The organism is Sagittula sp., assembly GCF_052825245.1.
Genome location: NZ_JBRBWD010000037.1, coordinates 1 through 21,525, shown reverse-complemented (window position 1 = coordinate 21,525; position 21,525 = coordinate 1). Strand labels below are relative to the sequence as shown.

The following is a 21,525-nucleotide window of genomic DNA, read 5'->3' as shown; positions in this document are numbered from 1 at the left end:
CAGGGACATGCGACGCGCCACCCCCCCACTCGGGGTAGCGTCGGGCCCGGGCAGCGGCAGGAGCCGCCCGGGCCGTCCGATCAGCTGCAGCCGCTCGTGGAGCCGCAGGTGTTGCACTTCATGCAGGTGCCGTTGCGGACCAGCGTGTAGTTGCCGCATTCGCCGCAGGCTTCGCCTTCGTAGCCCTGCATCCGGGCCTTCGTGCGCTCGTCCATCGACATGGCACCGGAGGCCACGGCAATGGTCGAGGTCGCCGCTGCGGATGCCTTCGAGGTTTCCGGCACCAGCGTGCTGAGCGTGGCCACCGGATCGGTGCCCGTCGCCTTTGCCACGCCGCCCTGCAGGACAACCAGTTCCTGCGGCAGACGCTTGCGCAGGTAGCCGGTGGAGCTGATCTGCTTCAGCACCTCGAGGCTGCGCGACGCGGCGGTTTCCGACAGTTCCTTGACGTTGGCCACGCCTTCCTCGGCGCCCCGGCCCAGATCGTCGAAGGCGGCGCCTTCGGGCTTCACATGGGCAAGGTCGGTGCGGTCGAGGTAGGAGACCGCCAGTTCGCGGAAGATGTAGTCGAGGATCGAGGTCGCGTTCTTGATCGAGTCGTTGCCCTGCACCATGCCCGCCGGTTCGAACTTGGTGAAGGTGAAGGCGTCGACGAATTCCTCCAGCGGCACGCCGTACTGGAGACCCACGGACACGGCGATGGCGAAGTTGTTCATCATCGCGCGGAAGCCCGCGCCTTCCTTGTGCATGTCGATGAAGATCTCGCCCAGGGAGCCGTCCTGATACTCGCCGGTGCGCAGGTAGACCTTGTGACCGCCGACGATGGCCTTCTGGGTGTAGCCCTTGCGGCGCTCGGGCATCTTCGTCCGTTCGGACTTGATGATCTCCTTCACGACGATCTTCTCGACGATCTTCTCGGCCAGCACCTGCGCCTTTTCGTGCGGCGTGCCGGTTTCCATGATCTCGGCGGCGTCCTCGTCGTCCTCGACCAGCGCGGAAGCCAGCGGCTGCGACAGCTTGGAGCCGTCACGGTAGAGCGCGTTGGCCTTCGTGCCCAGCGACCACGACAGCTCGTAAGCCTTCTGGCAGTCCTCGATCGACGCCGTGTTCGGCATGTTGATCGTCTTCGAGATCGCGCCCGAGATGAACGACTGGGCCGCCGCCATCATGCGGATGTGCGCCTCGACCGACAGGTAACGCTTGCCCTTCTTGCCGCAGGCGTTGGCACAGTCGAAGACCGAGTAGTGCTCTTCCTTGAGGTGCGGCGCGCCTTCCAGCGTCATCGTCCCGCAGACGTGGTCGTTGGCCGCGTCGATCTCGGCCTTCTTGAAGCCCAGGTGACGGAGCATGTCGAAGGTCGGGTCGTTCAGCTTGGCCTGCGGGATGCCCAGCACGTCGGTGCAGAAGGCCTCGCCCAGGGTCCACTGGTTGAAGACGAAGCGGATGTCGAAGGCGGTGGCAAGGGCTGCCTCGACCTTCTCGATCTGCGCCGGGCCGAAACCGTGGCCGATCAGCGCGGTGTGGTTCACGCCCGGGGCGTTGCCCAGCGTCTGGTGACCCACGGCGTAACCGATGATCTCCTCGATCTGCGCAGAGCCGTAGCCCAGCTTGGCCAGCGCCGCCGGAACGGAGCGGTTGATGATCTTGAAGTAGCCGCCGCCCGCGAGCTTCTTGAACTTCACCAGCGCGAAGTCCGGTTCGATCCCGGTGGTGTCGCAGTCCATGACCAGACCGATGGTGCCGGTCGGCGCGATGACGGAGACCTGCGCGTTGCGGTAGCCGTGACGCTCGCCCAGTTTCAGCGCCTCGTCCCAGGAGGCCATGGCCAGTTCCACAAGCGTGGCGTCCGGGCAGTTCTTGTGGTCGAGCGCGACCGGCTTCACCGCCAGCTTTTCGTAGCCGGTGGTCTTGCCCCATGCCGCGTTGCGGTGGTTGCGGATGACCTTCAGCATGTGCTTGGCGTTGCGCTCGTAACCCGAGAACGCGCCCAGCTCGCCCGCCATCTCGGCGGAGGTGGCGTAGGACACGCCGGTCATGATCGCGGTCAGCGCACCGCAGAGCGCGCGGCCTTCGTCGGAGTCGTACCCGAAGCCCATGTTCATCAGCAGGCCGCCGATGTTGGCATACCCGAGGCCCAGCGTCCGGAAGTCATAGGAGAGCTGCGCGATCTCCTTCGACGGGAACTGCGCCATGGTGACGGAGATTTCCAGCGTCAGCGTCCACAGACGGGTGGCGTGCATGTAGTCCTCGGACTGGAACACGCCGTCCTTGAGGAAGGTCAGCAGGTTCATGGACGCGAGGTTGCAGGCCGTGTCGTCGAGGAACATGTACTCGGAGCACGGGTTGGAGCCGCGGATCTCGCCGTCTTCCGGGCAGGTGTGCCAGGCGTTGACGGTGTCGTGGAACTGGATGCCCGGGTCGGCACAGGCCCATGCGGCGTGGCCGATCTGCTCCCAAAGCTCCTTGGCGGACACGGTGCGCGCCACCTTGCCGTCGGTGCGGCGGATGAGCTCCCACGGCTTGTCCTCGCGGACGGCCTTGAGGAAGGCGTCGGTCACGCGGATCGAGTTGTTGGAGTTCTGGCCCGACACGGAGGCATAGGCCTCGCTGTCCCAGTCGGTGTCGTAGGTCGGGAACTCGATGGAGGCATAGCCCTGGCGTGCGTAGTCCAGCACGCGCTTGATGTAAGTCTCCGGGATCATCGCCTGCTTGGCGGCGCGGACGGCCTTCTTCAGCGCGGTGTTGGCGGTGGGCTCATAGGCGTCGGCCTCGGCACCGTCCCATGCGCGGATCGCCTCGAAGATGCCGTTCAGCATCTTTTCGTGCATCTTGGAGCCGGCGACGATGGACGCCACCTTCTGCTCTTCCTTCACCTTCCAGTTGATGAAGTCCTCGATGTCGGGGTGGTCGGCGTCGCAGATCACCATCTTGGCGGCGCGGCGGGTGGTGCCGCCGGACTTGATGGCGCCGGCTGCGCGGTCCCCGATCTTGAGGAACCCCATCAGGCCGGAGGACTTGCCTCCGCCTGACAGGGCCTCGCCTTCGGCACGCAGGGAGGAGAAGTTCGTGCCTGTGCCGGATCCGTATTTGAAAAGCCGCGCCTCACGGACCCACAGGTCCATGATGCCGCCTTCGCTCACCAGATCATCGGAAACCGACTGGATGAAGCAGGCGTGCGGCTGCGGATGCTCATAAGCCGACTTCGATTTGACGAGTTTGCCGGTTTTGTAATCGACGTAGTAATGGCCCTGGCCCGGACCGTCGATGCCATAGGCCCAATGCAACCCTGTGTTGAACCACTGCGGGCTGTTCGGCGCGGCAACCTGAGTCGCCAGCATGTAGCGCATTTCGTCGTAGTAGGCGCGGGCGTCTTCTTCGGTGGTGAAGTAGCCGCCCTTCCAGCCCCAGTAGGCCCATGCGCCTGCAAGCCGGTCAAAGACCTGGCGGGCGGAGGTTTCGCCGGTGCGCTTGGTGTCCTTCGCGGCGGGTTCGGAGCGCCACAGGAATTCCGGCACGCCCTCTTCCTCGACCTTCTTCAGTTCGACGGGCACGCCTGCCTTGCGGAAGTATTTCTGCGCGATGACGTCGGACGCAACCTGGCTCCACTTGGCGGGAACTTCGAGGCTGTCGTGCCGGAACACCACGGTGCCGTCCGGGTTGCGGATTTCCGAACTGGTGGTGACGAAGGGCACCTCGGCGTAAGCGTCCTGTCCTGCCTTCGTGTATTTTCTTTCGATCTTCATCGTGTTCTGCCCCGTCGCAAAGTCCTGGTCCCGAGCCGTCACGACAGGGCAACAGGGGTAAAAGAGCCGCCTCGTGCAGAGCGCACGTTTCCGGGGTGTCCCCCCCATCAGGCTGTATGGCTGTTCTGTCCCTGAGCCGCCCCGACCACTATATCTTGTGGCATCATCGTCCGGCCCGCACAAAATGACCAATCCGGAGCAGAGTCGTCAACGCCAAATTTACCCAAAACGTCATATATTTTGTGTTGACGATGCGGGCACCTACTACTGGCAGTTCTCTGTACAAGAGTGTCCCATGATTCATTCACAACGCGTTAATGTTCCCTTTGCCCGGGAAACAGCGATTCCGCGTTTGTTTGCACAAAGTTATCCACAGAGCGGGGGATAACCCGTCCCGCGTCCCCGAAAGCCCAAGTTTACGCTTTTTAAACTGAGGTTAACGCGATCTGGTGTGGCACCGATGTGACGTGCAAGCACCTGACGCCGGGGAATGGGCGGGGAGTCATGCACAGGCAGATTCGTTTGCCGCATCTCGCGGCATCGCCTGTCCTGACCGATCGCATATGAAGTGGTGTGCCGCCCGGTGCGCCGCGGCGCAGGAGGCGGGATGGTCGGGGCGGCGAGATTCGAACTCACGACCTTCTGTACCCAAAACAGACGCGCTACCAGGCTGCGCCACGCCCCGACAGCGAGGGGAATAGCGATCCCCCGCCGCAAAGAAAAGCCCCTATCTGGTGCGGTCGCGGATTGCGTCAGTCGCAGGGCCAGGCGGCGTCCGTGATGGCCGGATGGCGCAGCTCCGTGCCGGGGCCGATGCCCAGCATCCGCGCCATGCCGCCGTTGATTTCCAGCACGTACTGGATCTGGCCCTTGCCCGGGATGGAAGTCAGGTCGCCCGGCACGGCGTTCGCGTGCACGTTCTGCACCACGCCCTGCGCATCGGCAAAGATCATGTCGAGGGGGATCAGCGTGTTCTTCATCCAGAAGGCCACGCGCTGCGGACGGTCGTAGACGAAAAGCATGCCGTAGCTGGCGGGCATCTGCTTGACGAACATCAGGCCGCGGTTGCGGTCCTTGGGGGTCGCTGCGATGTCGATGGAAAAGCGGGCCTGCCCGAAGTCGCCCCTGAGGTAGAGCGTGTCGTCCCGGCAGGCGGGCGCGGCATCGGCGCGGACGGTCGCCGGCGCAAGGACGGCCACACAGGCCAGCGCCAGAAGCGCCGCGGTCAGCAGGGACCGGGCGCGGTACAAGATGCCAGCAGTCGCGGCAGAGCGGTTCAACGGGTCAGAGCGGCTTCCCATGCGTTCACTTCCATAGCCATGCGGCCGCGCCGTCCATCGACCACCCGGATCGCAAGGGCTTCGCCCGGCTGCAGATCCGAGAGGCCCGACCGGCGCAGGACCTCGATATGAATGAACACATCTTCGGGTTTTCCGAACACGTTTGCAAAGCCGAATCCCTTGGCCTTGTCGAACCATTTCACGCGGGCGGGTTCCAGTTCGGCGGCTTTCATCACCTCGGGATCGAGATGTTCGAAATCGGCCAGCGGCGCGCCTTCGGCCGTTTCCGGCGGTTCGATCGACAGCACCTGTGTGGCCTGCACCCCGCGGTCGGTGCGCTGGACACTGATCTCGATCCGGGCGCCGTCGGCGACCGAGCTCTGGCCGAAATTCCTCAGCACGTTGGCATGCAACAGGATGTCCGGACCGCCTTCATCCGATACCACGAACCCGAACCCCTTAACCGGGTCGAACCACTTCACTTTCCCGACGACGTGCCCGTCGTCACTTGACTTGTTTTCCAACTCTTCTTCCCAAACGCATCCTGCGGCCACAGCCAGAGTCTTGGATCAAACTTTGAGTCACATTCAAGGCACGCGGAAGGCTGATTTGTGTCAGCACCCCCGTTTTTCCACGTTAAGTTGACCGTCGGAGCATTTGACGTAACGTGAAATGCCCCTTCACTGTCAGACCTTTGTTAAGGATTCAACCGGGTAACGGTCCATTCACGTTGCCCGGATTTCTTCTGCCAGCGAAATCTATCATGCAACCTGAATGCACCATCTGCCCAGAACTCGATCTCATTCGGACGTATACGATACCCTCCCCAAAAGGGTGGTCTTTTGGGGTCCGTGCCGTGCCGTGCGGTGACCTTTGCCACTTCGGTGACCAGCGCCGCGCGACTCGCCAGGGGCTGACTCTGGTGTGAAGCCCACGCGCCCAGGCGGCTTTTCAGCGAGCGGGAGGCGTAATATTCGTCCGCCTTCGGACCGTCCTCGCGGGTGACCGTGCCGCGCACGCGGACCTGGCGGCGCAGCGATTTCCAGTGCATCACGAAGGCGGCTTTGCCCGCCCCCTCGATCTCGGCGGCCTTCACGCTTTCGTAGTTGGTATAGAAGACGAAGGCGTCGTCCTCGATCTCCTTCAGAAGCACCATGCGCACGTTGGGCAGCCCGTCGGCATCGACCGTCGCCAGGGCAATGGCGTTGGGATCGTTTGCCTCGGTCTTCTCCGCCTCTTCCAGCCAGCGCCGTGCCAGTGCAAAGGGATCGTCGCCCTTGAAAATGCCGTCTCTGTCGCTCATCCGCCGTTCCCTGTCCTGTCTTCCATCGTGTTCCGATCCGTCACCGCCCCGAGGTCCGTGACAGCGCCCGCCCGATCACCCTGTTTCCGGTCTGGCGCAGCGCCGGGGGCGCCACAAGTCGGGATTTCCCGCTTTTGCGCCCTTGATGCCCACATTTGTATCGCCTACACGACGATCCATTGTCGATCTGGTGGAAGGGACGGTCATGTCAAACGGGTTGATGGCGGGCAAACGCGGCCTCATCATGGGGCTGGCGAACGACAAGTCTATCGCCTGGGGCATTGCCAAGGCGCTGAGCGAAGCGGGCGCGGAGCTGGCATTCTCCTACCAGGGCGAGGCGCTGAAGAAGCGTGTCGATCCTCTTGCCTCCCAACTGGGCAGCCAGATCGTCCTGCCCTGCGACGTGGGCGACGAAGGCTCTATCGACTTGTTGTTCAATGCCTTGGAAGAAGAATGGGGCGGGCTCGACTTCGTCGTCCATGCCATCGGCTTCTCGGACAAGAACGAATTGCGCGGGCGCTACGTGGACACCACGCGCGGCAATTTCACCATGACGATGGACATTTCCGTCTACAGTTTCACCGCCGTGATGCAGCGCGCCGAGAAGCTGATGAAGAGCGGCGGGGCTGCCTTGACGCTCACCTACTACGGCGCCGAGCGCATCATGCCACACTATAATGTGATGGGCGTGGCCAAGGCGGCGCTGGAGGCTTCGGTCCGTTACCTCGCCGAGGATCTGGGCAAGGACGGCATCCGGGTCAACGCGATCTCGGCCGGGCCGATCAAGACGCTGGCAGCTTCGGGCATCGGCGACTTCCGCTACATCATGAAGTGGAACGAGTACAACTCGCCCCTCCGCCGCAACGTGACCATCGACGATGTGGGCGGGTCCGCGCTTTACCTGCTGTCCGACCTGTCGAACGGCGTCACCGGCGAGACGCACCATGTCGACAGCGGCTATCACGTCGTCGGCATGAAGGCGGTGGACGCGCCGGACATCCAGAAGGGCTGAGGCCCGCGGGGTTCCGAATGCTGGCCGGGCGTCCGAACGGGCGCCCGTTCGCGTTTTCGGGGCCGGGCGGTTCCGCGCTCGCGACAGCAGGCTTGCCCTCCGGCCCCGCCCTGCCCTATGACGCGCCCCAGACCGCATGAGGAGTCCGCCATGAACGACCGTCTGCCCCACGAGAAAGGCTTTCACGTCAGCTGGGATCAACTGCACCGCGACGCGCGCGCGCTGGCGTGGCGCCTGCAGGGGCAAGGCCCGGACGAAGGCGCCTGGCGCGCGGTCGTGGCGATCACCCGCGGCGGCATGGCCCCGGCGATGATCGTGGCGCGCGAACTCGACATCCGCATGGTCGATACGATCAGCGTGAAAAGCTACAACCACCAGACCCAGGCAGAACCGCGCGTGATCAAGTCGCCCGACATGGACGTGATCGGCGACGGCACCGGCGTGCTGGTGGTCGACGACCTTGTGGACACCGGCCGCACGCTCGAAGTGGTGCGCACCCACATGCCCAAGGCGCATGTCGCCACGGTCTACGCCAAGCCGATGGGCCGCGCGCAGGTGGACACCTTCGTCACCGAAGTAAGCCAGGACACCTGGATCTTCTTCCCGTGGGACATGGCGCTGCAATACGTCAAACCCTACCGCGGCGACGACTGACGCCGGCCGCGGGCGCTGCAATGGCGGGCGCCCGCGTCTTCCGCGCCCGTTTGGCCGGGCTGGACCGACGCTCTGGCTTGCGCGTCCGGTCCGGGCTGATAGCTTCGCCGCGAACAACCGCAGGCGCACCATGACCACCCGTACCGAAGCCACCTTCTTTCCGCCGATCCCGGAAGCGCAGCGCTGGCTGCAGGGCGTGGAATTTCCCGCCGACCGGCCGCTCCTGAACCTCGCGCAGGCCGCGCCCGCCGATCCGCCGCCGCCCGCGCTGCGGCGCGCCATGGCGGAGCTGATCGAGGTGCCGTCTAGCCATCTTTATGGTCCCGTCCTCGGACACGGCGATCTGCGCGACGCGCTGGCAGAGGACTGGGCGCGCCATTACGGCGGCACGGTGGAAGCAGCGCAGGTGGGCATCACCGCGGGCTGCAATCAGGCCTTTGCCGCGACGCTGTCGGCGCTGACCACGGAAGGGGATGAAGTCATCGTCCCAACCCCCTGGTACTTCAACCACAAAATGTGGATGGACATGTCGGGCGTGGTGGCGGTTCCGCTGCCCACGGACGACACTCTGATCCCCGATCCGGAGGCCGCCCGCGCGCTCATCACGCCGCGGACGAAGGCGATCTCCATCGTGACGCCGAACAATCCCGCGGGCGTCGAATACCCGGCAGAGACGCTCTCGGCGCTTTTCGAGCTGTGCCGCGAGGCCGGGATCAGGCTGATCGTGGACGAGACCTACCGCGACTTCGCCACCCACACCGGCGCGCCGCACGACCTGCTGACGCGTCCGGACTGGGCCGACACGCTGATCCAGCTATACAGCTTTTCAAAGGCCTACCGGCTGACCGGCCATCGTGTGGGCGCGGTGATCGGCGATGCCGAGCTTCTGCACCAGATCGAGAAGTTCCAGGACACGGTGGCGATCTGCGCGCCCTCGCTGGGCCAGAAAGCGGCGTTGCACGGGTTACAGACACTGGCACAGTGGAAGGCCGAACAGCGCGACGAGATCCTCGCCCGCCGCGCCGCCCTGGCCGAGGCGTTCGCCCCGCTCGAGGCGAAGGGCTGGCGGCTGAAGGGGCTGGGCGCCTACTTTGCCTATGTCGAGCATCCCTTCGCCATGGGGGCCGCGGACCTCGCGCCGCTGCTGGTGCGCGAGGCGGGTGTGCTGATCCTGCCCGCGACGATGTTCACCCCGCCGGAAGACCCCTCCGGCGACCGGCATTTCCGCATCGCCTTCGCCAATGCCGGGGCCGAGAGCCTGCGCGCGCTCTGCACGCGGCTGGCCGCACTGGACCTGCCCCCCTTGCAGCCCCTGTGACCCCGGTTTAGACACTCCCGAACCAGCGCGGAGGGGTTAGGCCATGAGCAAGAAAAAAGGCGGCGTCGGCAAGACAGGCGGGTACATCCTGCTGGGTCTGCTGCTCCTCGGTCTGGGCGGTTTCGGGGCCACCAATTTCGGCGGCAGCGTGTCGAGCATTGGCAAGGTCGGCGAGGCGGAGATTCCCGCCTCCGACTACTTCCGCGCCATCCAGCAGGAAATGCGCGCCGTGCAGGCACAGACGGGTCAGGCGCTGACCTTCCAGCAGGCGCGCGCCATGGGCATTCCGGACATGGTGCTGAGCCGCGTTGTGACCTCTGCGGCGCTCGAGAACGAGGCCGCGCAGCTTGGCATCTCCGTCGGCGACGAACGTCTGGCGCAGGACCTGCGCGAGATCCCGGCCTTCCAGGGGGTCGACGGCTCCTTCGACCGGGAATCCTATCGCCTCGCCCTGCAGGGCGCCGGCTTCTCCGAGCGCGAGTTCGAAGAACAGCTGCGGGCCGAAAGTGCCTCCACCCTGCTGCAGAACGCGATCCAGGCAGGCGTTGTCCTGCCCCCGGTCTATGCGCAGACGCTGGTGTCCTACACCGGCGAGCGCCGCGCCTTCACCTGGGCGGAGCTTGGCGCGGAGCAGCTGACCACCGGCCTGCCGGTGCCCTCCGACGAAGATCTGCAGACCTTCTACGACGAGAACATCGACCGCTACACCCGCCCCACGACGCGCAAGATCACCTACGCGTGGCTGACGCCCGCGATGATCGTCGACACCGTCGAGGTGCCCGAGGACAGGCTGCGCGCCACCTACGAGGAGCGTTCGGCCGAGTTCAACATGCCGGAGCGCCGTCTTGTGGAACGGCTGGTCTATTCGTCCGAAGAGGCCGCACAGGAAGCCGCCGAACGTGTCGCCAGCGGCGACGTGCCCTTCGAGACGCTGGTCATCGAACGCGGGCTCGACCTTGCCGACACCGACATGGGTGACGTGACCGAAGCCGCGCTGGGTGATGCGGGCGAAGCGGTCTTTGCCGCGGACGTGGGTGAGGTCGTGCAGGCGCCCTCCGACCTCGGGCCCGCGCTTTACCGGGTGAACGCCGTTCTGGCCGCGCAGAGCACCAGCTTCGAAGAGGCCGTGCCGCAGATGCGCGACACGCTGGCGCTGGACCAGGCCCGCCGCGTGATCGAGGGGCTCGCCAACCAGCTTGACGACGAACTGGCCGCGGGTGCGACGCTCGAGGATCTTGCCGGCGACACGGAGATGGAGCTGGGCCAGATCGACTGGACCTCTTCCAGCAACGAGGGCATCGCAGGCTACGCGGCCTTCAACGAGGCGGCTGCCGAAGCGGAGACCGGCGATTACCCGGCCATGGCCGAACTGGGCGACGGCGGGCTTTTCGCCCTGCGCCTCGACGAGATTCAGGAGGCCGCGCCCTACCCGTTCGAAGAGGTTCGCGACCGCGTGGCCCAGGACTGGGAGGCCAATGCACGCGCCACGGCGCTGGCCGATCAGGCAGAGGCGCTGGCCGGTCAGCTTTCCGGCGACACCGGGTTCGACGATCTGAACCTGCGCGCCCGGACGGTGGACGAGGGCCTGACGCGCAACGCCAATACCGACGATGTGCCGCAGGCGGTGCTGACGCAGGTCTTCACCATGTCCGAGGGCGAGGCCGCCGCCGTCAAGGGTGCCGGCACCGCCTACGTCGTCCGCCTCGACGACATCATCGAGGTCGACCCGGAGGATGAGAATGTCCGCCAGTTCCGCCAGCTCTTTGCGCAGCAGGCCGATCAGGACGTGAGCCAGGACCTGTTCCGGGCGCTTGCGCAGGACATCCAGTCCCGTGCCGGTGTCGAGATCGACCAGGCCGCGGTCAACGCCGTCCTCGCGAACTTCCAGTAAGGCGCCCGAGCCCATGCCCACGCTGACCCCCGCCTTCGACGCCTTCGCGACCCGCTACCAGGCGGGCGAGAACCAGATCGTCTACACCCGGCTCGCCGCCGACCTCGACACGCCTGTGTCGCTGATGCTGAAGCTGACGGGCGCGGCCAAGGACACCTTCGTCCTCGAATCCGTCACCGGCGGCGAGGTGCGCGGGCGCTACTCGATGATCGGGATGAAGCCGGACCTCGTCTGGCAGTGTCATGGCGACAAGGCGCGGATCAACCGTCATGCGCGGTTCGACCCCGATGCGTTCGAGCCGATGGACGCCGACCCGCTGACCGCCCTGCGCGCCGTTCTGGCGGAATCGAAGATCGACCTGCCGGAGGATCTGCCGCAGGCCGCCGCCGGGCTGTTCGGCTACCTGGGCTACGACATGATCCGGCTGGTGGAGCGCCTGCCGAACGTGAACCCCGACCCGCTGGGCCTGCCCGACGCGGTGCTGATGCGCCCCTCCGTCGTGGCGGTTCTGGACGGCGTGAAGGGCGAAGTCACCGTCGTCTCGCCCGCTTGGGTGCAGGACGGCGTGCCCGCGCGCGCTGCCTATGCGCAGGCGGCCGAACGGGTGATGGACGCGGTGCGCGATCTCGAACGTGCGATGCCGCAGGCCAGCCGCGACCTCGGCGAGGCCGCCGACCTGGGCGAGCCCGTCTCGAACTTCACGCACGAGGAATACAAGGGCGCGGTCAACAAGGCCAAGGAGTACATCAAGGCGGGCGACATCTTTCAGGTGGTGCCCTCGCAGCGCTGGACGCAGGACTTCCCGCTGCCGCCCTTCACGCTTTACCGTTCGCTGCGGCGCACCAACCCGTCGCCCTTCATGTTCTATTTCAACTTCGGCGGCTTCCAGGTGATCGGCGCCTCGCCGGAGATCCTCGTCCGGGTCTTCGGCAACGAGGTGACGATCCGCCCCATCGCGGGCACCCGTCCGCGCGGCGCCACCCCCGAAGAGGACAACGCGCTCGAAGCGGATCTGCTGGCGGACCAGAAGGAACTGGCCGAACACCTCATGCTGCTCGACCTCGGACGCAACGACACCGGCCGCGTGTCGAAGATCGGCACCGTCCGCCCGACCGAGAAGTTCATCATCGAGCGCTACAGCCATGTGATGCACATCGTCTCGAACGTGGTGGGTGAGTTGTCGGAGGAGCATGACGCCCTCTCTGCCCTTCTGGCGGGTCTGCCCGCAGGCACCGTCAGCGGCGCGCCGAAGGTCCGCGCGATGGAGATCATCGACGAGCTCGAGCCGGAGAAGCGCGGCGTCTACGGCGGCGGCGTGGGCTATTTCAGCGCCGGTGGCGACATGGACATGTGCATCGCGCTGCGCACGGCGATCGTGAAGGACCAGAAGCTGTATATCCAGGCGGGTGGCGGCGTGGTCTATGACAGCGACCCCGAGGCCGAGTACATGGAGACCGTGCACAAGTCGAACGCCATCCGGCGCGCGGCAGCGGACGCGGCGCGCTTTACCGGCAACGGCAACGGCTGAACCCGGCCGCGCCACCTGCCCGCTTGCGGCCGCTGCACGTCAGTGTGTCAGCCAGCCGCGTTGCCGACATTTCCATGCGGTGGAGGCATCCTTGAGGCCCCGCGCAGAGGGTCCGGATACACACCGCCCACCACAGTCACGCCACGCAGACCGTCAAAGGCGCCGCCTTGTCGGTTCCGCTGCGCCGGATCGCCTCTCGTCAGGCGGCGGAGTCGCGGATGCGTTCGATCATCGCGCGCAGACCGTTGGACCGCTGCGCCGACAGGTGGTCATGCAGTCCGAGGCGGCCCAGTTCACCCCTTGCATCGACACCCGCGACCTCGCCCTCCGGCAGGCCATCGTAGAGCCGGTGAAGAAGCGCGATCAGCCCCTTGACGATCATCGCGTCGCTGTCGCCCTGAAAGTGGAAGCGCCCGTCCTCAGGCGCGATGTGCAGCCAGACCTGGCTGGCGCAGCCTTCCACCTTCGTTGCGGGCACCTTCAGCGCATCGGGCATAGGCTCCATCGCCTTGCCCATCTCGATCACCATGCGGTAGCGGTCTTCCCAGTCCTCGAGGAACTCGAAATCCTCAACCACCTCTTCGAACGCCTCCTGGGCCATGACACCACTCCTTTTCCCCCGCAGGTAAGCGCCCGCGCCGCAAAGGTCCAGCACCTCGCAGGCTTTTCAAGCGTCTCCGGATGGGTTAACCGGGGAACACTCAGGCAAGAGGCACAAGATGCACAAACAGATCTCCGTTCTGGTCCTTGCAGGCCTCGTTCTGTCCGGTTGCGGCGGCGTGCGGGAGTCCCGCCTCAATCCGTTCAACTGGTTCGGCGGCAGCACCTCGGTGCGCACCGAGGTCCGTGCGGACGATCCGGCCTACAACCCGCTGATCCCCGTGCGCGAGGAATCGGTGTTCCGCCGGAAGAAGGACGAAAGCTACGGCGGCATCGCCGTGGACGAGGTCACCGGCCTTTTCGTGGAGCGCCGTCCCGGCGGTGCGCTTGTCCGCGCCACCGGCGTCACCCGCTACCAGGGCGCCTACGACGTCAAGCTGGTCGAGGTGGAGAACGAGACGACCGACGACACGCTGGTCTATGCGCTGCGCGCGGAACAGTACGTCGGCCCCACCGGCCCCGTCTCGGCCCGCACAGTGACCGCCGCCACCTGGCTGACCGACAACGAGCTTGCGCTGGTGCGCAGCATCGTGGTCAAGGCGCGCAACAACACCCGCACCACCGGCCGCTGACAGCCGCGGGTCGCACGGGCCTTTCGGCCCGTCCCCGTTGTCTCTTCCGCTGTGAACCGGGCCTGCGGCCCGTCCGTCAGAGTTCGATGACGTCGACGTTCTTGCCCCGCGCCGCCAGCGCGATCTGGCCGGAGCACAGGCGCAGCGCATCCTCGCCGAAGACTTCGCGGCGCCAGCCGGACAGCGCCGGCACGTCGCGCATCCCCGCCGCGATGGCGTCGAGGTCGGTCGCCGGGGCGATCAGCTTGGAGGCCACGCCGAAACGTTCCGTCTTGGCCTTCAGCAGCACGCGCAGAAGATCCGCCAGCGCCGGGTTCACCTGCAGCTTGTCGCGCACGGTGTCGGCTTCGGGCAGGTCGTCCTTGGGGCATTCCACCCCGGCCTTGACCGCTTCGAGGATGCCGTCGGCGATGGGGCCCTTGCGGGCCTCGCGCAGCAGCAAGCGCGAGCGCGACAGGTCATTGGCCGACATCGGCTTGGTCGAGGCCAGCTCGACCAGCGCGTCGTCCTTGAACACGCGGTTGCGCGGGATGTTGCGCTCCTGCGCGTAGGTTTCGCGGAAGGCCGCCAGTTCACGCACGATGGCAAGGAAGCGCGGCGCGTTGGACCGCGTCTTCACCCGCTGCCACGCGTCACGCGGGCGGGTGATATAGGTTTCCGGATCGGTCAGGACGCCCAGTTCCTCGGCGACCCAGCGCGCCCGTCCGCTTTCCTCCAGCTTGCCCGCGAGGAATTCGTAGATCTGGCGCAGGTGCGTCACATCGGCAAGCGCGTAGGACTTCTGCGCGTCCGTCAGCGGGCGGCGCGACCAGTCGGTAAAGCGCGAGGACTTGTCGAGCTGCTGCTTGGCGATGCGCTTGACCAGCGTCTCGTAGCCGACCTGCTCGCCGAAACCGCAGACCATGGCGGCCACCTGCGTGTCGAACAGCGGCTGCGGGATGACCCCGTGATCGATGTAGAAGATCTCCAGATCCTGCCGGGCGGCGTGGAACACCTTCACGATGCTCTCGTCGCGGAAGAGGTCCAGCAGAGGGTCCAGCGACAGCCCGTCCACCATCGGATCGACCAGCACGGCGTCCTCGTCACCCTTGCCGGGCAGCGCAAGCTGGATCAGGCACAGCTTGGAGTAATAGGTCCGTTCACGGAGGAACTCCGTATCGACGGTGATGTACGGCTGGCCCTTGGCACGGGCACAGAAATCGGAAAGCTCTTCGGTCGTCGTCAATGTCTGCATGCGCAGTCTTTTCTGTTATGTGGTGTCGACCCTGCGGCGCGTTTCACCGTCATAACCCATTTTCCTGAAATGGGAAACGCCACGCATCAGGTCAGGATCAGGGGTGTGCGACGGCCTTCGAGGAAGCGGCGCAGGACCGCGGGATAAAGCTTGTGCTCCATGGTCAGAACCCGCGCCGCCAGCGTGTCGGGCGTGTCGCCGGGTTCGACCGGGACATGCGCCTGGCCAAGGATCGGGCCCTCGTCCAGCTCCGCCGTGACCTCGTGCACGGTGCAGCCCGCCTCCGTGTCGCCGGCTTCCAGCGCGCGGGCGTGGGTGTGCAGCCCGCGGTACTTCGGCAATAGCGACGGGTGGATGTTCAGCATCCGGCCCTCATAGGCGGCGATGAAGGACGGCGTCAGGATGCGCATGAAACCCGCAAGGCACAGCACGTCCGGTTCGGCCGCGTCGATGTGGCGGCGCAGTTCCGCCTCAAAGGCGGCGCGGTCGCCCCGGAACGGCTTGTGATCCACCGCCGCCACCGGCACGCCCCGTTCTGCCGCGCGGGTCAGGCCCGCCGCATGGGGATCGTTCGACGCCACCAGCACCGGGCGGCCCGGATGGTCGCCGGTCATGCTGTCGACCAGCTTCACCATGTTGGAGCCGCCGCCGGAAACGAGGATGGCGATGCGCTTCACAGGTTGCCCCGGTAGGTGACGCCCTCGCCCGCCGTGACCGTGCCGATCCGGTGCACCTCGTGCCCGGCCTCGGTCAGGTGGGCGCGTGCGGCGTCGGCCTTGTCGGGTGCCACGACGGCGATCATGCCGATGCCGCAGTTGAAGGTCTTCAGCATCTCGCGCTCTTCGATGTTTCCCTGATCGGACAGCCATTTGAAGATGCCCGGGAGCTCCCATGCGCCAAGGTCGATCTCGGCGCCCAGGCCCTCAGGCAGCACGCGCGGCAGGTTCTCCGTCAGGCCGCCGCCGGTGATATGGGCCAGCGCGTGGATGCAGTCGTCCTTGACCGCCGCGATGGCGCCCTTGACGTACAGCGTGGTCGGCGCCAGCAGCGCCTCGCCCAGCGTACCCTCGCCCCAGGGGCACGGCGCGTCCCAACCGAGGCCCGAGACCTCGACCAGCTTCCGCACGAGGCTGTAGCCGTTGGAGTGCACGCCGTTCGACGCCACACCCAGCAGCACGTCGCCTTCGGCCACGCCTGCGGGCAGTTCGCGTCCGCGTTCCATCGCGCCCACGGCAAAACCCGCGAGGTCGAAGTCGCCCGCCGGGTACATGCCGGGCATCTCTGCCGTCTCACCGCCGATCAGCGCGCAGCCGGAGCGCACGCAGCCCTCCGCGATGCCTTCGATGACCCGCGCGGCGGTGTCGGTGTCGAGCTTGCCGGTGGCAAAGTAGTCGAGGAAGAACAGCGGCTCTGCGCCCTGGCACACGAGGTCGTTGACGCACATCGCGACGAGGTCGATGCCCACGCCGTCCACCAGCCCGGTGTCGATGGCGATGCGCAGCTTGGTGCCAACGCCGTCGGTCGCCCCCACGAGGATCGGGTCCTCGTAGCCCGCGCCCTTCAGGTCGAACAGCGCGCCGAAGCCGCCCAGCCCGGACATCACCCCGGGGCGGTTGGTCCGTTTCGCCGCCGGCTTGATCCGTTCGACCAGCGCGTTGCCCGCGTCGATGTCCACGCCCGCCGCCGCGTAGGTCAGCCCGTTCTTGCCGTCGCTCATGTCGCTCTCCGAGAGGTTGGCCGCTTGATTGCAGAGGCGCTTACCCCAAAGGCTCCGCGCCTGCAACGCGCTGCCCGCGCAGTAGGGAAATCATCACTGTGAAGAAACCGCCTTCTCGGCTATCCTCGTGGCATATTTCATTTGTGGCGTTCCCGACCCATGCTTTCGATATCCAATGCACAGATGGATGCATTCGATGCCATGGAGTTTCGTGCTTTCGAAACCGGACTGGCAGAGCATCTCGAAACCCATTTTCCGTGGGGAAAGGCCTTCTGGCCCGACGGCAGCGCGATGGCGTTGGCCACTTTCGCCCACACGCGCGCCCGGCACTACGGCTTTGTCACCGAACGCAGCATCTACATGTTCGCGACCTTCATGCCGGTTCTGGGCAGCCGCTACGACGAGAACCCGCTGCTGCCCTGGGCCTCGGACAAGCTGGCCGACCCGATCATCCGCGAACCGATCCACCGCATCAACCAGCTGAACGACCGGATTCTCCTGCACCTGCGCAAGACCAATGGCCGCGACGGGCGGGCGGCGGTGCGGGGCTTCCGGCAGGTGCACCACGTGCTCGGGACCGGCGATGCGCCGGCGGACCCCGTGGGCGCGCTTTGCGCCGCCTTTCCGCAGCGCGCCGCGGCCTCCACCATGACCGGGCAGGTGCTGGGCGACGCGGTTGCCCAGTCGGACGCCTTCGGGCTGGAACAACCGCTTGGCGGTTACATCTGCGCGGCGCTGGCACTGATGTACGGCCCCTACTACTACGCCGAACCGCAGCTGCCGCTGATCCATGCCACGCTTTACGACAAGGGCCTCGCCCCCGCCGCAAAGACGCAGGCGCTCCGCCAGGCCGCGCTGACGATGATCACCGCCCTCGGCGAAAGCGTCGGGGAGGAGGCCTGAGATGTGCCAGTGCGGAAAGGCCAACGACGACGCCTGCAAGAAGACGGAGAACAAGCCCGGCGCGACCAAGGGCTGCGAGGCCGGCAAGGGCGGCGGCGTCGTCTGGGAAAAGCAGGAAGGCGCCACCGACGAGGATCTCGCAAAGGCCAAGCAGCAGTGGGAAGACGCCAAGAAGCGCCGCCTGCCGGACGGATCGAAGCCAAAGACGGTCGAAGCGATGGAGGCGCTGGAGAACAGCGACAAGACCACGACCATCAAGGTCGGCCCCGAGGGCAACAGCGCCAGCCCGGACAGCCGGTCGGATTCGCAGGACGGCACCGGCTCCGAAGGGACGATCAAGTACAACCCGAACAAGACGGGCACCTACGGCGACGGCGTCGACCGCGACCCGGAATCTTCGCTGGCACACGAGGCCTATCACACCTACGAATACACGCAGGGCTCTTCCGGCGACACGCGGGAGAAGCGCGAGGTTTCCGCCGCGGCCGCCGAAAATGAACACCGCGAAGCCAAGGGCCTGCCGCAGCGCCAGAAATACGGCGCCTGGGACATTCCGCAGTACACGCCCTGAGCGACCGATCCGGCCGCCCACCGGGGCCCGCCGCGCCACGCCTGACACGCAACGCCTGACAAGGACCGAACACCGATGACCCGCAGTTTCGTTTCGACCCACACCGACTGGAACGGACACCAGACCATTCCCTTCGTCATCCCCGCCGAAGACGGGCTCGACGTTTTCCGCGATCCGATGTGGGGCGTGATGATCGAGAAGGTGACCGCCGACCACCACCCGATCGAGCCGCTGGTGGATGCGACCGACCTCGACGATGTGGATTTCGGTGCGCTGTCGCTGAACGGCGCGGCGATGGTCGGCCAGATCCTGTGGAACAACCTGACGACCGCCGCGCGGATCGATCCGTCGGGCGATTTCGTGCTCCACACCTGGCGGGTGGCGTCGAGCGCGAAACGCGTCGAGATCGTCTATCGCCCGCGCTACGCCAACGGCGCGCTCGGCGATGTGTGCACGCTGGTCTCGCTGCTGAAATAACGGGCTGTTGCGCGCTGGTGGGTGTTCAGGCCTTCCGCAACTCAGACCCTTTCTTCAGAACTTCGTCGCCGTCCTCCTGTTCGATCCGGTAGGCGGGATTGTCTTCGTCGGCGTCGCGCGTCACCTCGCTGCCCTTGATCTTCAGCGTGATCTTCCGCGTGTATTTCTTCACCACCGTGCCGCTGGCCGTGCCGTTGCCCCAGTCCCACGCGACCTTGTCGCCTTCGTCGTAGTCCATCATCGCGTCCTCCGCATGTGCCTGCGGCTCAATGCAGAGCCCCGCGCCCGCGTTCCCCCGCTTGACGCCCCCGCGCCCCGCGCTTACTCAGTCTGCCACGGTGGGCCTGTAGCTCAATTGGTTAGAGCAGGGCGCTCATAACGCCTTGGTTGCGGGTTCAAGTCCTGCCGGGCCTACCAACCGTCATGTTTTCTGACGTCATTTCAGCTACTTACCTTTCTTTTTGACGAACCTAGCGGGGTGGTTCGTCAATTTTTGTTCCCCGTTCGCCCCGCTCGGGAGACTCGCAATCGCTGCGTCGGCCTTCGATTTTCGCCCGAACGCCTCGATGTATTTCTGCGCCTGCTTGATGTCCTTGTGGCCGCTGACCGCCATCACCTTGAACACGTCATTCTCGATTTCAGCGATGCGTCGGCAGATCGCCTTGCGCAATCCGTGCGCGGTGCAATTCGGCAAGCCAGCTTCATCGCACCACTTTCGCATGTCGCCGCCAAGGCTCTTCTCTGAGCGGGCCTTGGCGTACCTAGTCTCTAGAAATGTGAACGCGTCAGCACGCAAATGCCCAAGGGTCTCGGCAAGATATGGATGGATCGGAATGCTAACCTCGAATCCATCCGGGTTTTTCTTGGTCTTTCGGCGGCGGTAGGTTAGCCGTCCATCGCGAATGTTACTCCTGCCAAGTCGCACCGCATCACACTTCGCCGCACCCGTGTAGAGCATCAACGTCATGACCAAGTGCGGGAGCGTGCCCATGCGGTGGACTTCATAGAACCGTGAAATCTCGCCCTCGTCCCATGTGTGGTATCCCTCAGGATTGGTAGGAAAGAGCTTCACCCCCTGCACAGGATTGTCAGCGCGCAGCTCCAAGTCTATTGCTAGGTCCATCAACTGGCTAAGGCGCTTAAGCGTCTTGTTCGCTTGCTGAGGAGTGCTTGCCATCTTGGCCTTGATCTCGATCACGTGACGGCGCTGCATGTGGCTGACACGCTTGTGCCCGTGCGCAAGCCGGAACGGCTCAATACAGGCCCGATAGTCCTTTTTGGTGCTGTCTTCGATGGTCGGAAAGTGCAGGGTGTAGAATTTGGCTACCAGCCAATCCAGCGTGCCTGGCACGCTTCGTGAGGCCCCTGCCCCGGCTTTACTCTTTTCACGATTCACCGCGTCAGCGTAGCGGCGTGTAAAGTCCTCTGAACCCCAGTCAGAGCCAAGCTCGGCGGAGAAGCCTTTGCATCGATACCGCCACCGGACTTTACCGTGACGGTCGCGGTATTGCCTTGCATTTGGGAAGCGGTCGGTCTTCTTGCCCATCGTCAGTCCCAATCATTTGCGTCTTTGGCACTGCCAGGAGCGCCGATTATGACCACGATCTTACCGTCTCGGTCGATTTCCGTTCTCGCCACCGACAAACCAGCTGCAACAACACCTTTCACAGCGCGGGTAACATCAGCTTGTTTGAAAATCGTGGGACGGTTGGTCATTATCAGGCTTCCCCGTAGATCCCATCAAGGACCAAGCGGTGATCTTGGCCAAGGCGAGCGCAAACGTTCATGAAGATTGCCGACACGTTCAGAACCAAGAGGCCCACGGTATCAAGATAATCCGGTGGAAAGCCGGTCATGTCGATCTTGCCGTCTTTGCTCAGAACCACTTCGCTGTGGTCGCCCTGAGCAACAACAAAGGTGAAGCCTTCGGAATAGTGAAACGGTGCGCCCGGATGGCGTTCAGGCGTCGTATCTTCTTCGCCAATCCAGCCAGCCCCGCCTTCACCGATATAGGCGAAGATCGCCGCGAGCCTGAACGCGCGTTCCGGGGTGAAACCGAATCGCTGCATCGCCGCGACACAAAGCGCGATTTCCATCACGTTTGAGAAACTGAACCTGCGGTGTTTGCCCTCCTCAAAATTCCCAAGAATGTACCCGCGAGAAACCCAATCCGAGATATTTCGGGGTTGGGTGCCGGTCGCGGCGGCAACGTCCTGAACGGAGAATTCTTTTTGAGTCAACATCATGAGCCTGTCCTTAGCCTGCTTGGCCCAGAACATAACGCACTCCGCGTCAAAATGCAATAACGCAGAGTGCGGTATTCTTCAACCCGCGCGGCAATCCTGACTTTCAGGACGCCTGACGCTCGGCGCGGTCCAGCACGTCCAACAGTTCGCCGAGAAGGCTCTCGGCCAACTCCAAGGACTCCGTTGCCAAGCGGCCATGAGGGAAAACCTTGTCTGGGTCGCAGGGGCTGTCTGCGGCGAGGATGTGGTCTTGCAGGATCGAGATCGCGGCGCACATGACCTGCCACTGAACTTTCATCCAGCCACGACCGGAGCCCGGTTAGTGTTTACGCCGGTTGGCGCAGGTTGAGCAATCGCCCGGCGCGCGGAGCTTTCATCTCGCGCAGCGGGGCGGGCGATTGCGGTGGTCAGGGTCC

22 protein-coding genes and 2 tRNA genes are annotated in these 21,525 nt (G+C 65.1%); 10 read left to right on the top strand and 14 right to left on the bottom strand.

The window, feature by feature from the left end; genetic code table 11:
- Nucleotides 1–80 precede the first annotated feature (80 nt).
- The 5 genes from ACU0DV_RS16595 to pdxH form a co-directional block, all read right to left on the bottom strand.
- Entirely contained in the window at nucleotides 81–3,743 is a 3,663-nt protein-coding gene (locus tag ACU0DV_RS16595; protein WP_100930674.1) for a vitamin B12-dependent ribonucleotide reductase, read from the bottom strand.
- A 608-nt stretch (nucleotides 3,744–4,351) separates the two neighbouring features.
- Nucleotides 4,352–4,428, bottom strand: a tRNA-Pro gene (locus tag ACU0DV_RS16590).
- Between the two features lie 67 nt (nucleotides 4,429–4,495).
- Nucleotides 4,496–5,044, bottom strand: a complete 549-nt coding sequence (locus tag ACU0DV_RS16585) for a DUF192 domain-containing protein (RefSeq protein WP_446242292.1) — start codon at nucleotides 5,042–5,044, stop codon at nucleotides 4,496–4,498.
- A complete protein-coding gene (locus ACU0DV_RS16580; RefSeq protein ID WP_283983233.1) occupies nucleotides 5,020–5,547 on the bottom strand; it encodes a cold-shock protein in 528 nt (175 codons plus the stop codon). The genes ACU0DV_RS16585 and ACU0DV_RS16580 overlap by 25 nt, the downstream gene beginning before the upstream one ends.
- A 173-nt stretch (nucleotides 5,548–5,720) precedes the next feature.
- On the bottom strand, nucleotides 5,721–6,326 hold the full coding sequence (gene pdxH, locus ACU0DV_RS16575) for a pyridoxamine 5'-phosphate oxidase (protein ID WP_100930677.1): 606 nt from the start codon (nucleotides 6,324–6,326) through the stop codon (nucleotides 5,721–5,723).
- Nucleotides 6,327–6,531: 205 nt separating this feature from the next.
- Between pdxH and fabI the strand changes: the two genes are divergently transcribed.
- The 5 genes from fabI (at nucleotide 6,532) to trpE (ending at nucleotide 12,729) form a co-directional block, all read left to right on the top strand.
- A complete protein-coding gene (fabI, locus tag ACU0DV_RS16570) occupies nucleotides 6,532–7,338 on the top strand; it encodes an enoyl-ACP reductase FabI (RefSeq protein WP_100930678.1) in 807 nt (268 codons plus the stop codon).
- A gap of 150 nt (nucleotides 7,339–7,488) precedes the next feature.
- The gene (gene gpt, locus ACU0DV_RS16565) at nucleotides 7,489–7,992 is read left to right on the top strand and encodes a xanthine phosphoribosyltransferase (RefSeq protein WP_100930679.1); all 504 of its coding nucleotides are present in this window, start codon (nucleotides 7,489–7,491) and stop codon (nucleotides 7,990–7,992) included.
- Nucleotides 7,993–8,122: 130 nt separating this feature from the next.
- Complete coding sequence (locus ACU0DV_RS16560; RefSeq protein ID WP_446242290.1) at nucleotides 8,123–9,310, top strand: aminotransferase; 1,188 nt, start codon at nucleotides 8,123–8,125, stop codon at nucleotides 9,308–9,310.
- Between the two features lie 43 nt (nucleotides 9,311–9,353).
- Nucleotides 9,354–11,201: a peptidyl-prolyl cis-trans isomerase gene (locus tag ACU0DV_RS16555; protein ID WP_446242289.1), complete on the top strand. Its 1,848-nt coding sequence runs from the start codon at nucleotides 9,354–9,356 to the stop codon at nucleotides 11,199–11,201.
- A gap of 13 nt (nucleotides 11,202–11,214) precedes the next feature.
- The gene (gene trpE / locus ACU0DV_RS16550; RefSeq protein ID WP_100930682.1) at nucleotides 11,215–12,729 is read left to right on the top strand and encodes an anthranilate synthase component I; all 1,515 of its coding nucleotides are present in this window, start codon (nucleotides 11,215–11,217) and stop codon (nucleotides 12,727–12,729) included.
- Between the two features lie 199 nt (nucleotides 12,730–12,928).
- Here trpE and ACU0DV_RS16545 read toward each other — a convergent pair whose 3' ends face one another.
- Complete coding sequence (locus tag ACU0DV_RS16545; protein WP_446242288.1) at nucleotides 12,929–13,330, bottom strand: SufE family protein; 402 nt, start codon at nucleotides 13,328–13,330, stop codon at nucleotides 12,929–12,931.
- Nucleotides 13,331–13,448: 118 nt separating this feature from the next.
- Here ACU0DV_RS16545 and ACU0DV_RS16540 point away from each other — a divergent pair, with 118 nt between their 5' ends.
- Entirely contained in the window at nucleotides 13,449–13,961 is a 513-nt protein-coding gene (locus ACU0DV_RS16540; protein ID WP_100930684.1) for a hypothetical protein, read from the top strand.
- Between the two features lie 76 nt (nucleotides 13,962–14,037).
- Here ACU0DV_RS16540 and rnd read toward each other — a convergent pair whose 3' ends face one another.
- From rnd to purM, 3 genes are all read right to left on the bottom strand, one after another.
- Nucleotides 14,038–15,195, bottom strand: coding sequence for a ribonuclease D (gene rnd, locus ACU0DV_RS16535; RefSeq protein WP_100930685.1), 1,158 nt, complete (start codon nucleotides 15,193–15,195; stop codon nucleotides 14,038–14,040).
- An 86-nt stretch (nucleotides 15,196–15,281) separates the two neighbouring features.
- A complete protein-coding gene (purN, locus tag ACU0DV_RS16530) occupies nucleotides 15,282–15,872 on the bottom strand; it encodes a phosphoribosylglycinamide formyltransferase (RefSeq protein WP_100930686.1) in 591 nt (196 codons plus the stop codon).
- The gene (gene purM / locus ACU0DV_RS16525) at nucleotides 15,869–16,912 is read right to left on the bottom strand and encodes a phosphoribosylformylglycinamidine cyclo-ligase (RefSeq protein WP_446242287.1); all 1,044 of its coding nucleotides are present in this window, start codon (nucleotides 16,910–16,912) and stop codon (nucleotides 15,869–15,871) included. The genes purN and purM overlap by 4 nt, the downstream gene beginning before the upstream one ends.
- A gap of 183 nt (nucleotides 16,913–17,095) precedes the next feature.
- Between purM and ACU0DV_RS16520 the strand changes: the two genes are divergently transcribed.
- From ACU0DV_RS16520 to ACU0DV_RS16510, 3 genes are all read left to right on the top strand, one after another.
- Entirely contained in the window at nucleotides 17,096–17,815 is a 720-nt protein-coding gene (locus tag ACU0DV_RS16520; protein ID WP_446242286.1) for a hypothetical protein, read from the top strand.
- Between the two features lies 1 nt (nucleotide 17,816).
- Complete coding sequence (locus tag ACU0DV_RS16515; protein ID WP_100930689.1) at nucleotides 17,817–18,386, top strand: M91 family zinc metallopeptidase; 570 nt, start codon at nucleotides 17,817–17,819, stop codon at nucleotides 18,384–18,386.
- A gap of 75 nt (nucleotides 18,387–18,461) precedes the next feature.
- Nucleotides 18,462–18,863 (top strand): hypothetical protein, encoded by a 402-nt coding sequence (locus ACU0DV_RS16510; protein ID WP_100930690.1) that lies wholly within the window; start codon nucleotides 18,462–18,464, stop codon nucleotides 18,861–18,863.
- A 25-nt stretch (nucleotides 18,864–18,888) separates the two neighbouring features.
- On the opposite strand, the gene ACU0DV_RS16505 is transcribed toward ACU0DV_RS16510, so the two are convergent.
- A complete protein-coding gene (locus ACU0DV_RS16505) occupies nucleotides 18,889–19,101 on the bottom strand; it encodes a DUF2945 domain-containing protein (RefSeq protein WP_446242321.1) in 213 nt (70 codons plus the stop codon).
- A 102-nt stretch (nucleotides 19,102–19,203) separates the two neighbouring features.
- On the opposite strand from ACU0DV_RS16505, the gene ACU0DV_RS16500 reads away from it, so the two are divergent.
- Nucleotides 19,204–19,280, top strand: a tRNA-Ile gene (locus ACU0DV_RS16500).
- Nucleotides 19,281–19,308: 28 nt separating this feature from the next.
- Here ACU0DV_RS16500 and ACU0DV_RS16495 read toward each other — a convergent pair.
- The 4 genes from ACU0DV_RS16495 to ACU0DV_RS16480 form a co-directional block, all read right to left on the bottom strand.
- Nucleotides 19,309–20,409 carry a tyrosine-type recombinase/integrase gene (locus ACU0DV_RS16495; protein WP_446242285.1) on the bottom strand — a complete coding sequence of 367 codons (1,101 nt, stop codon included), beginning with the start codon at nucleotides 20,407–20,409 and terminating at the stop codon, nucleotides 19,309–19,311.
- A 2-nt stretch (nucleotides 20,410–20,411) separates the two neighbouring features.
- The gene (locus ACU0DV_RS16490; protein ID WP_446242284.1) at nucleotides 20,412–20,579 is read right to left on the bottom strand and encodes a hypothetical protein; all 168 of its coding nucleotides are present in this window, start codon (nucleotides 20,577–20,579) and stop codon (nucleotides 20,412–20,414) included.
- A 2-nt stretch (nucleotides 20,580–20,581) separates the two neighbouring features.
- A complete protein-coding gene (locus tag ACU0DV_RS16485; RefSeq protein WP_446242283.1) occupies nucleotides 20,582–21,142 on the bottom strand; it encodes a MerR family transcriptional regulator in 561 nt (186 codons plus the stop codon).
- Nucleotides 21,143–21,212: 70 nt separating this feature from the next.
- Nucleotides 21,213–21,407: a hypothetical protein gene (locus ACU0DV_RS16480; protein ID WP_446242282.1), complete on the bottom strand. Its 195-nt coding sequence runs from the start codon at nucleotides 21,405–21,407 to the stop codon at nucleotides 21,213–21,215.
- Nucleotides 21,408–21,525 lie beyond the last annotated feature (118 nt).

Coding starts and splice junctions, on each gene's coding strand:
- ACU0DV_RS16595 (WP_100930674.1), bottom strand. CDS start 3,743: ATGAAGATCGAAAGAAAATACACGAAGGCAGGACAGGACGCTTACGCC.
- ACU0DV_RS16585 (WP_446242292.1), bottom strand. CDS start 5,044: ATGGGAAGCCGCTCTGACCCGTTGAACCGCTCTGCCGCGACTGCTGGC.
- pdxH (WP_100930677.1), bottom strand. CDS start 6,326: ATGAGCGACAGAGACGGCATTTTCAAGGGCGACGATCCCTTTGCACTG.
- fabI (WP_100930678.1), top strand. CDS start 6,532: ATGTCAAACGGGTTGATGGCGGGCAAACGCGGCCTCATCATGGGGCTG.
- gpt (WP_100930679.1), top strand. CDS start 7,489: ATGAACGACCGTCTGCCCCACGAGAAAGGCTTTCACGTCAGCTGGGAT.
- ACU0DV_RS16560 (WP_446242290.1), top strand. CDS start 8,123: ATGACCACCCGTACCGAAGCCACCTTCTTTCCGCCGATCCCGGAAGCG.
- ACU0DV_RS16555 (WP_446242289.1), top strand. CDS start 9,354: ATGAGCAAGAAAAAAGGCGGCGTCGGCAAGACAGGCGGGTACATCCTG.
- trpE (WP_100930682.1), top strand. CDS start 11,215: ATGCCCACGCTGACCCCCGCCTTCGACGCCTTCGCGACCCGCTACCAG.
- ACU0DV_RS16545 (WP_446242288.1), bottom strand. CDS start 13,330: ATGGCCCAGGAGGCGTTCGAAGAGGTGGTTGAGGATTTCGAGTTCCTC.
- ACU0DV_RS16540 (WP_100930684.1), top strand. CDS start 13,449: ATGCACAAACAGATCTCCGTTCTGGTCCTTGCAGGCCTCGTTCTGTCC.
- rnd (WP_100930685.1), bottom strand. CDS start 15,195: ATGCAGACATTGACGACGACCGAAGAGCTTTCCGATTTCTGTGCCCGT.
- purM (WP_446242287.1), bottom strand. CDS start 16,912: ATGAGCGACGGCAAGAACGGGCTGACCTACGCGGCGGCGGGCGTGGAC.
- ACU0DV_RS16520 (WP_446242286.1), top strand. CDS start 17,096: ATGGATGCATTCGATGCCATGGAGTTTCGTGCTTTCGAAACCGGACTG.
- ACU0DV_RS16515 (WP_100930689.1), top strand. CDS start 17,817: ATGTGCCAGTGCGGAAAGGCCAACGACGACGCCTGCAAGAAGACGGAG.
- ACU0DV_RS16510 (WP_100930690.1), top strand. CDS start 18,462: ATGACCCGCAGTTTCGTTTCGACCCACACCGACTGGAACGGACACCAG.
- ACU0DV_RS16505 (WP_446242321.1), bottom strand. CDS start 19,101: ATGGACTACGACGAAGGCGACAAGGTCGCGTGGGACTGGGGCAACGGC.
- ACU0DV_RS16495 (WP_446242285.1), bottom strand. CDS start 20,409: ATGGGCAAGAAGACCGACCGCTTCCCAAATGCAAGGCAATACCGCGAC.
- ACU0DV_RS16490 (WP_446242284.1), bottom strand. CDS start 20,579: ATGACCAACCGTCCCACGATTTTCAAACAAGCTGATGTTACCCGCGCT.
- ACU0DV_RS16485 (WP_446242283.1), bottom strand. CDS start 21,142: ATGTTCTGGGCCAAGCAGGCTAAGGACAGGCTCATGATGTTGACTCAA.
- ACU0DV_RS16480 (WP_446242282.1), bottom strand. CDS start 21,407: ATGAAAGTTCAGTGGCAGGTCATGTGCGCCGCGATCTCGATCCTGCAA.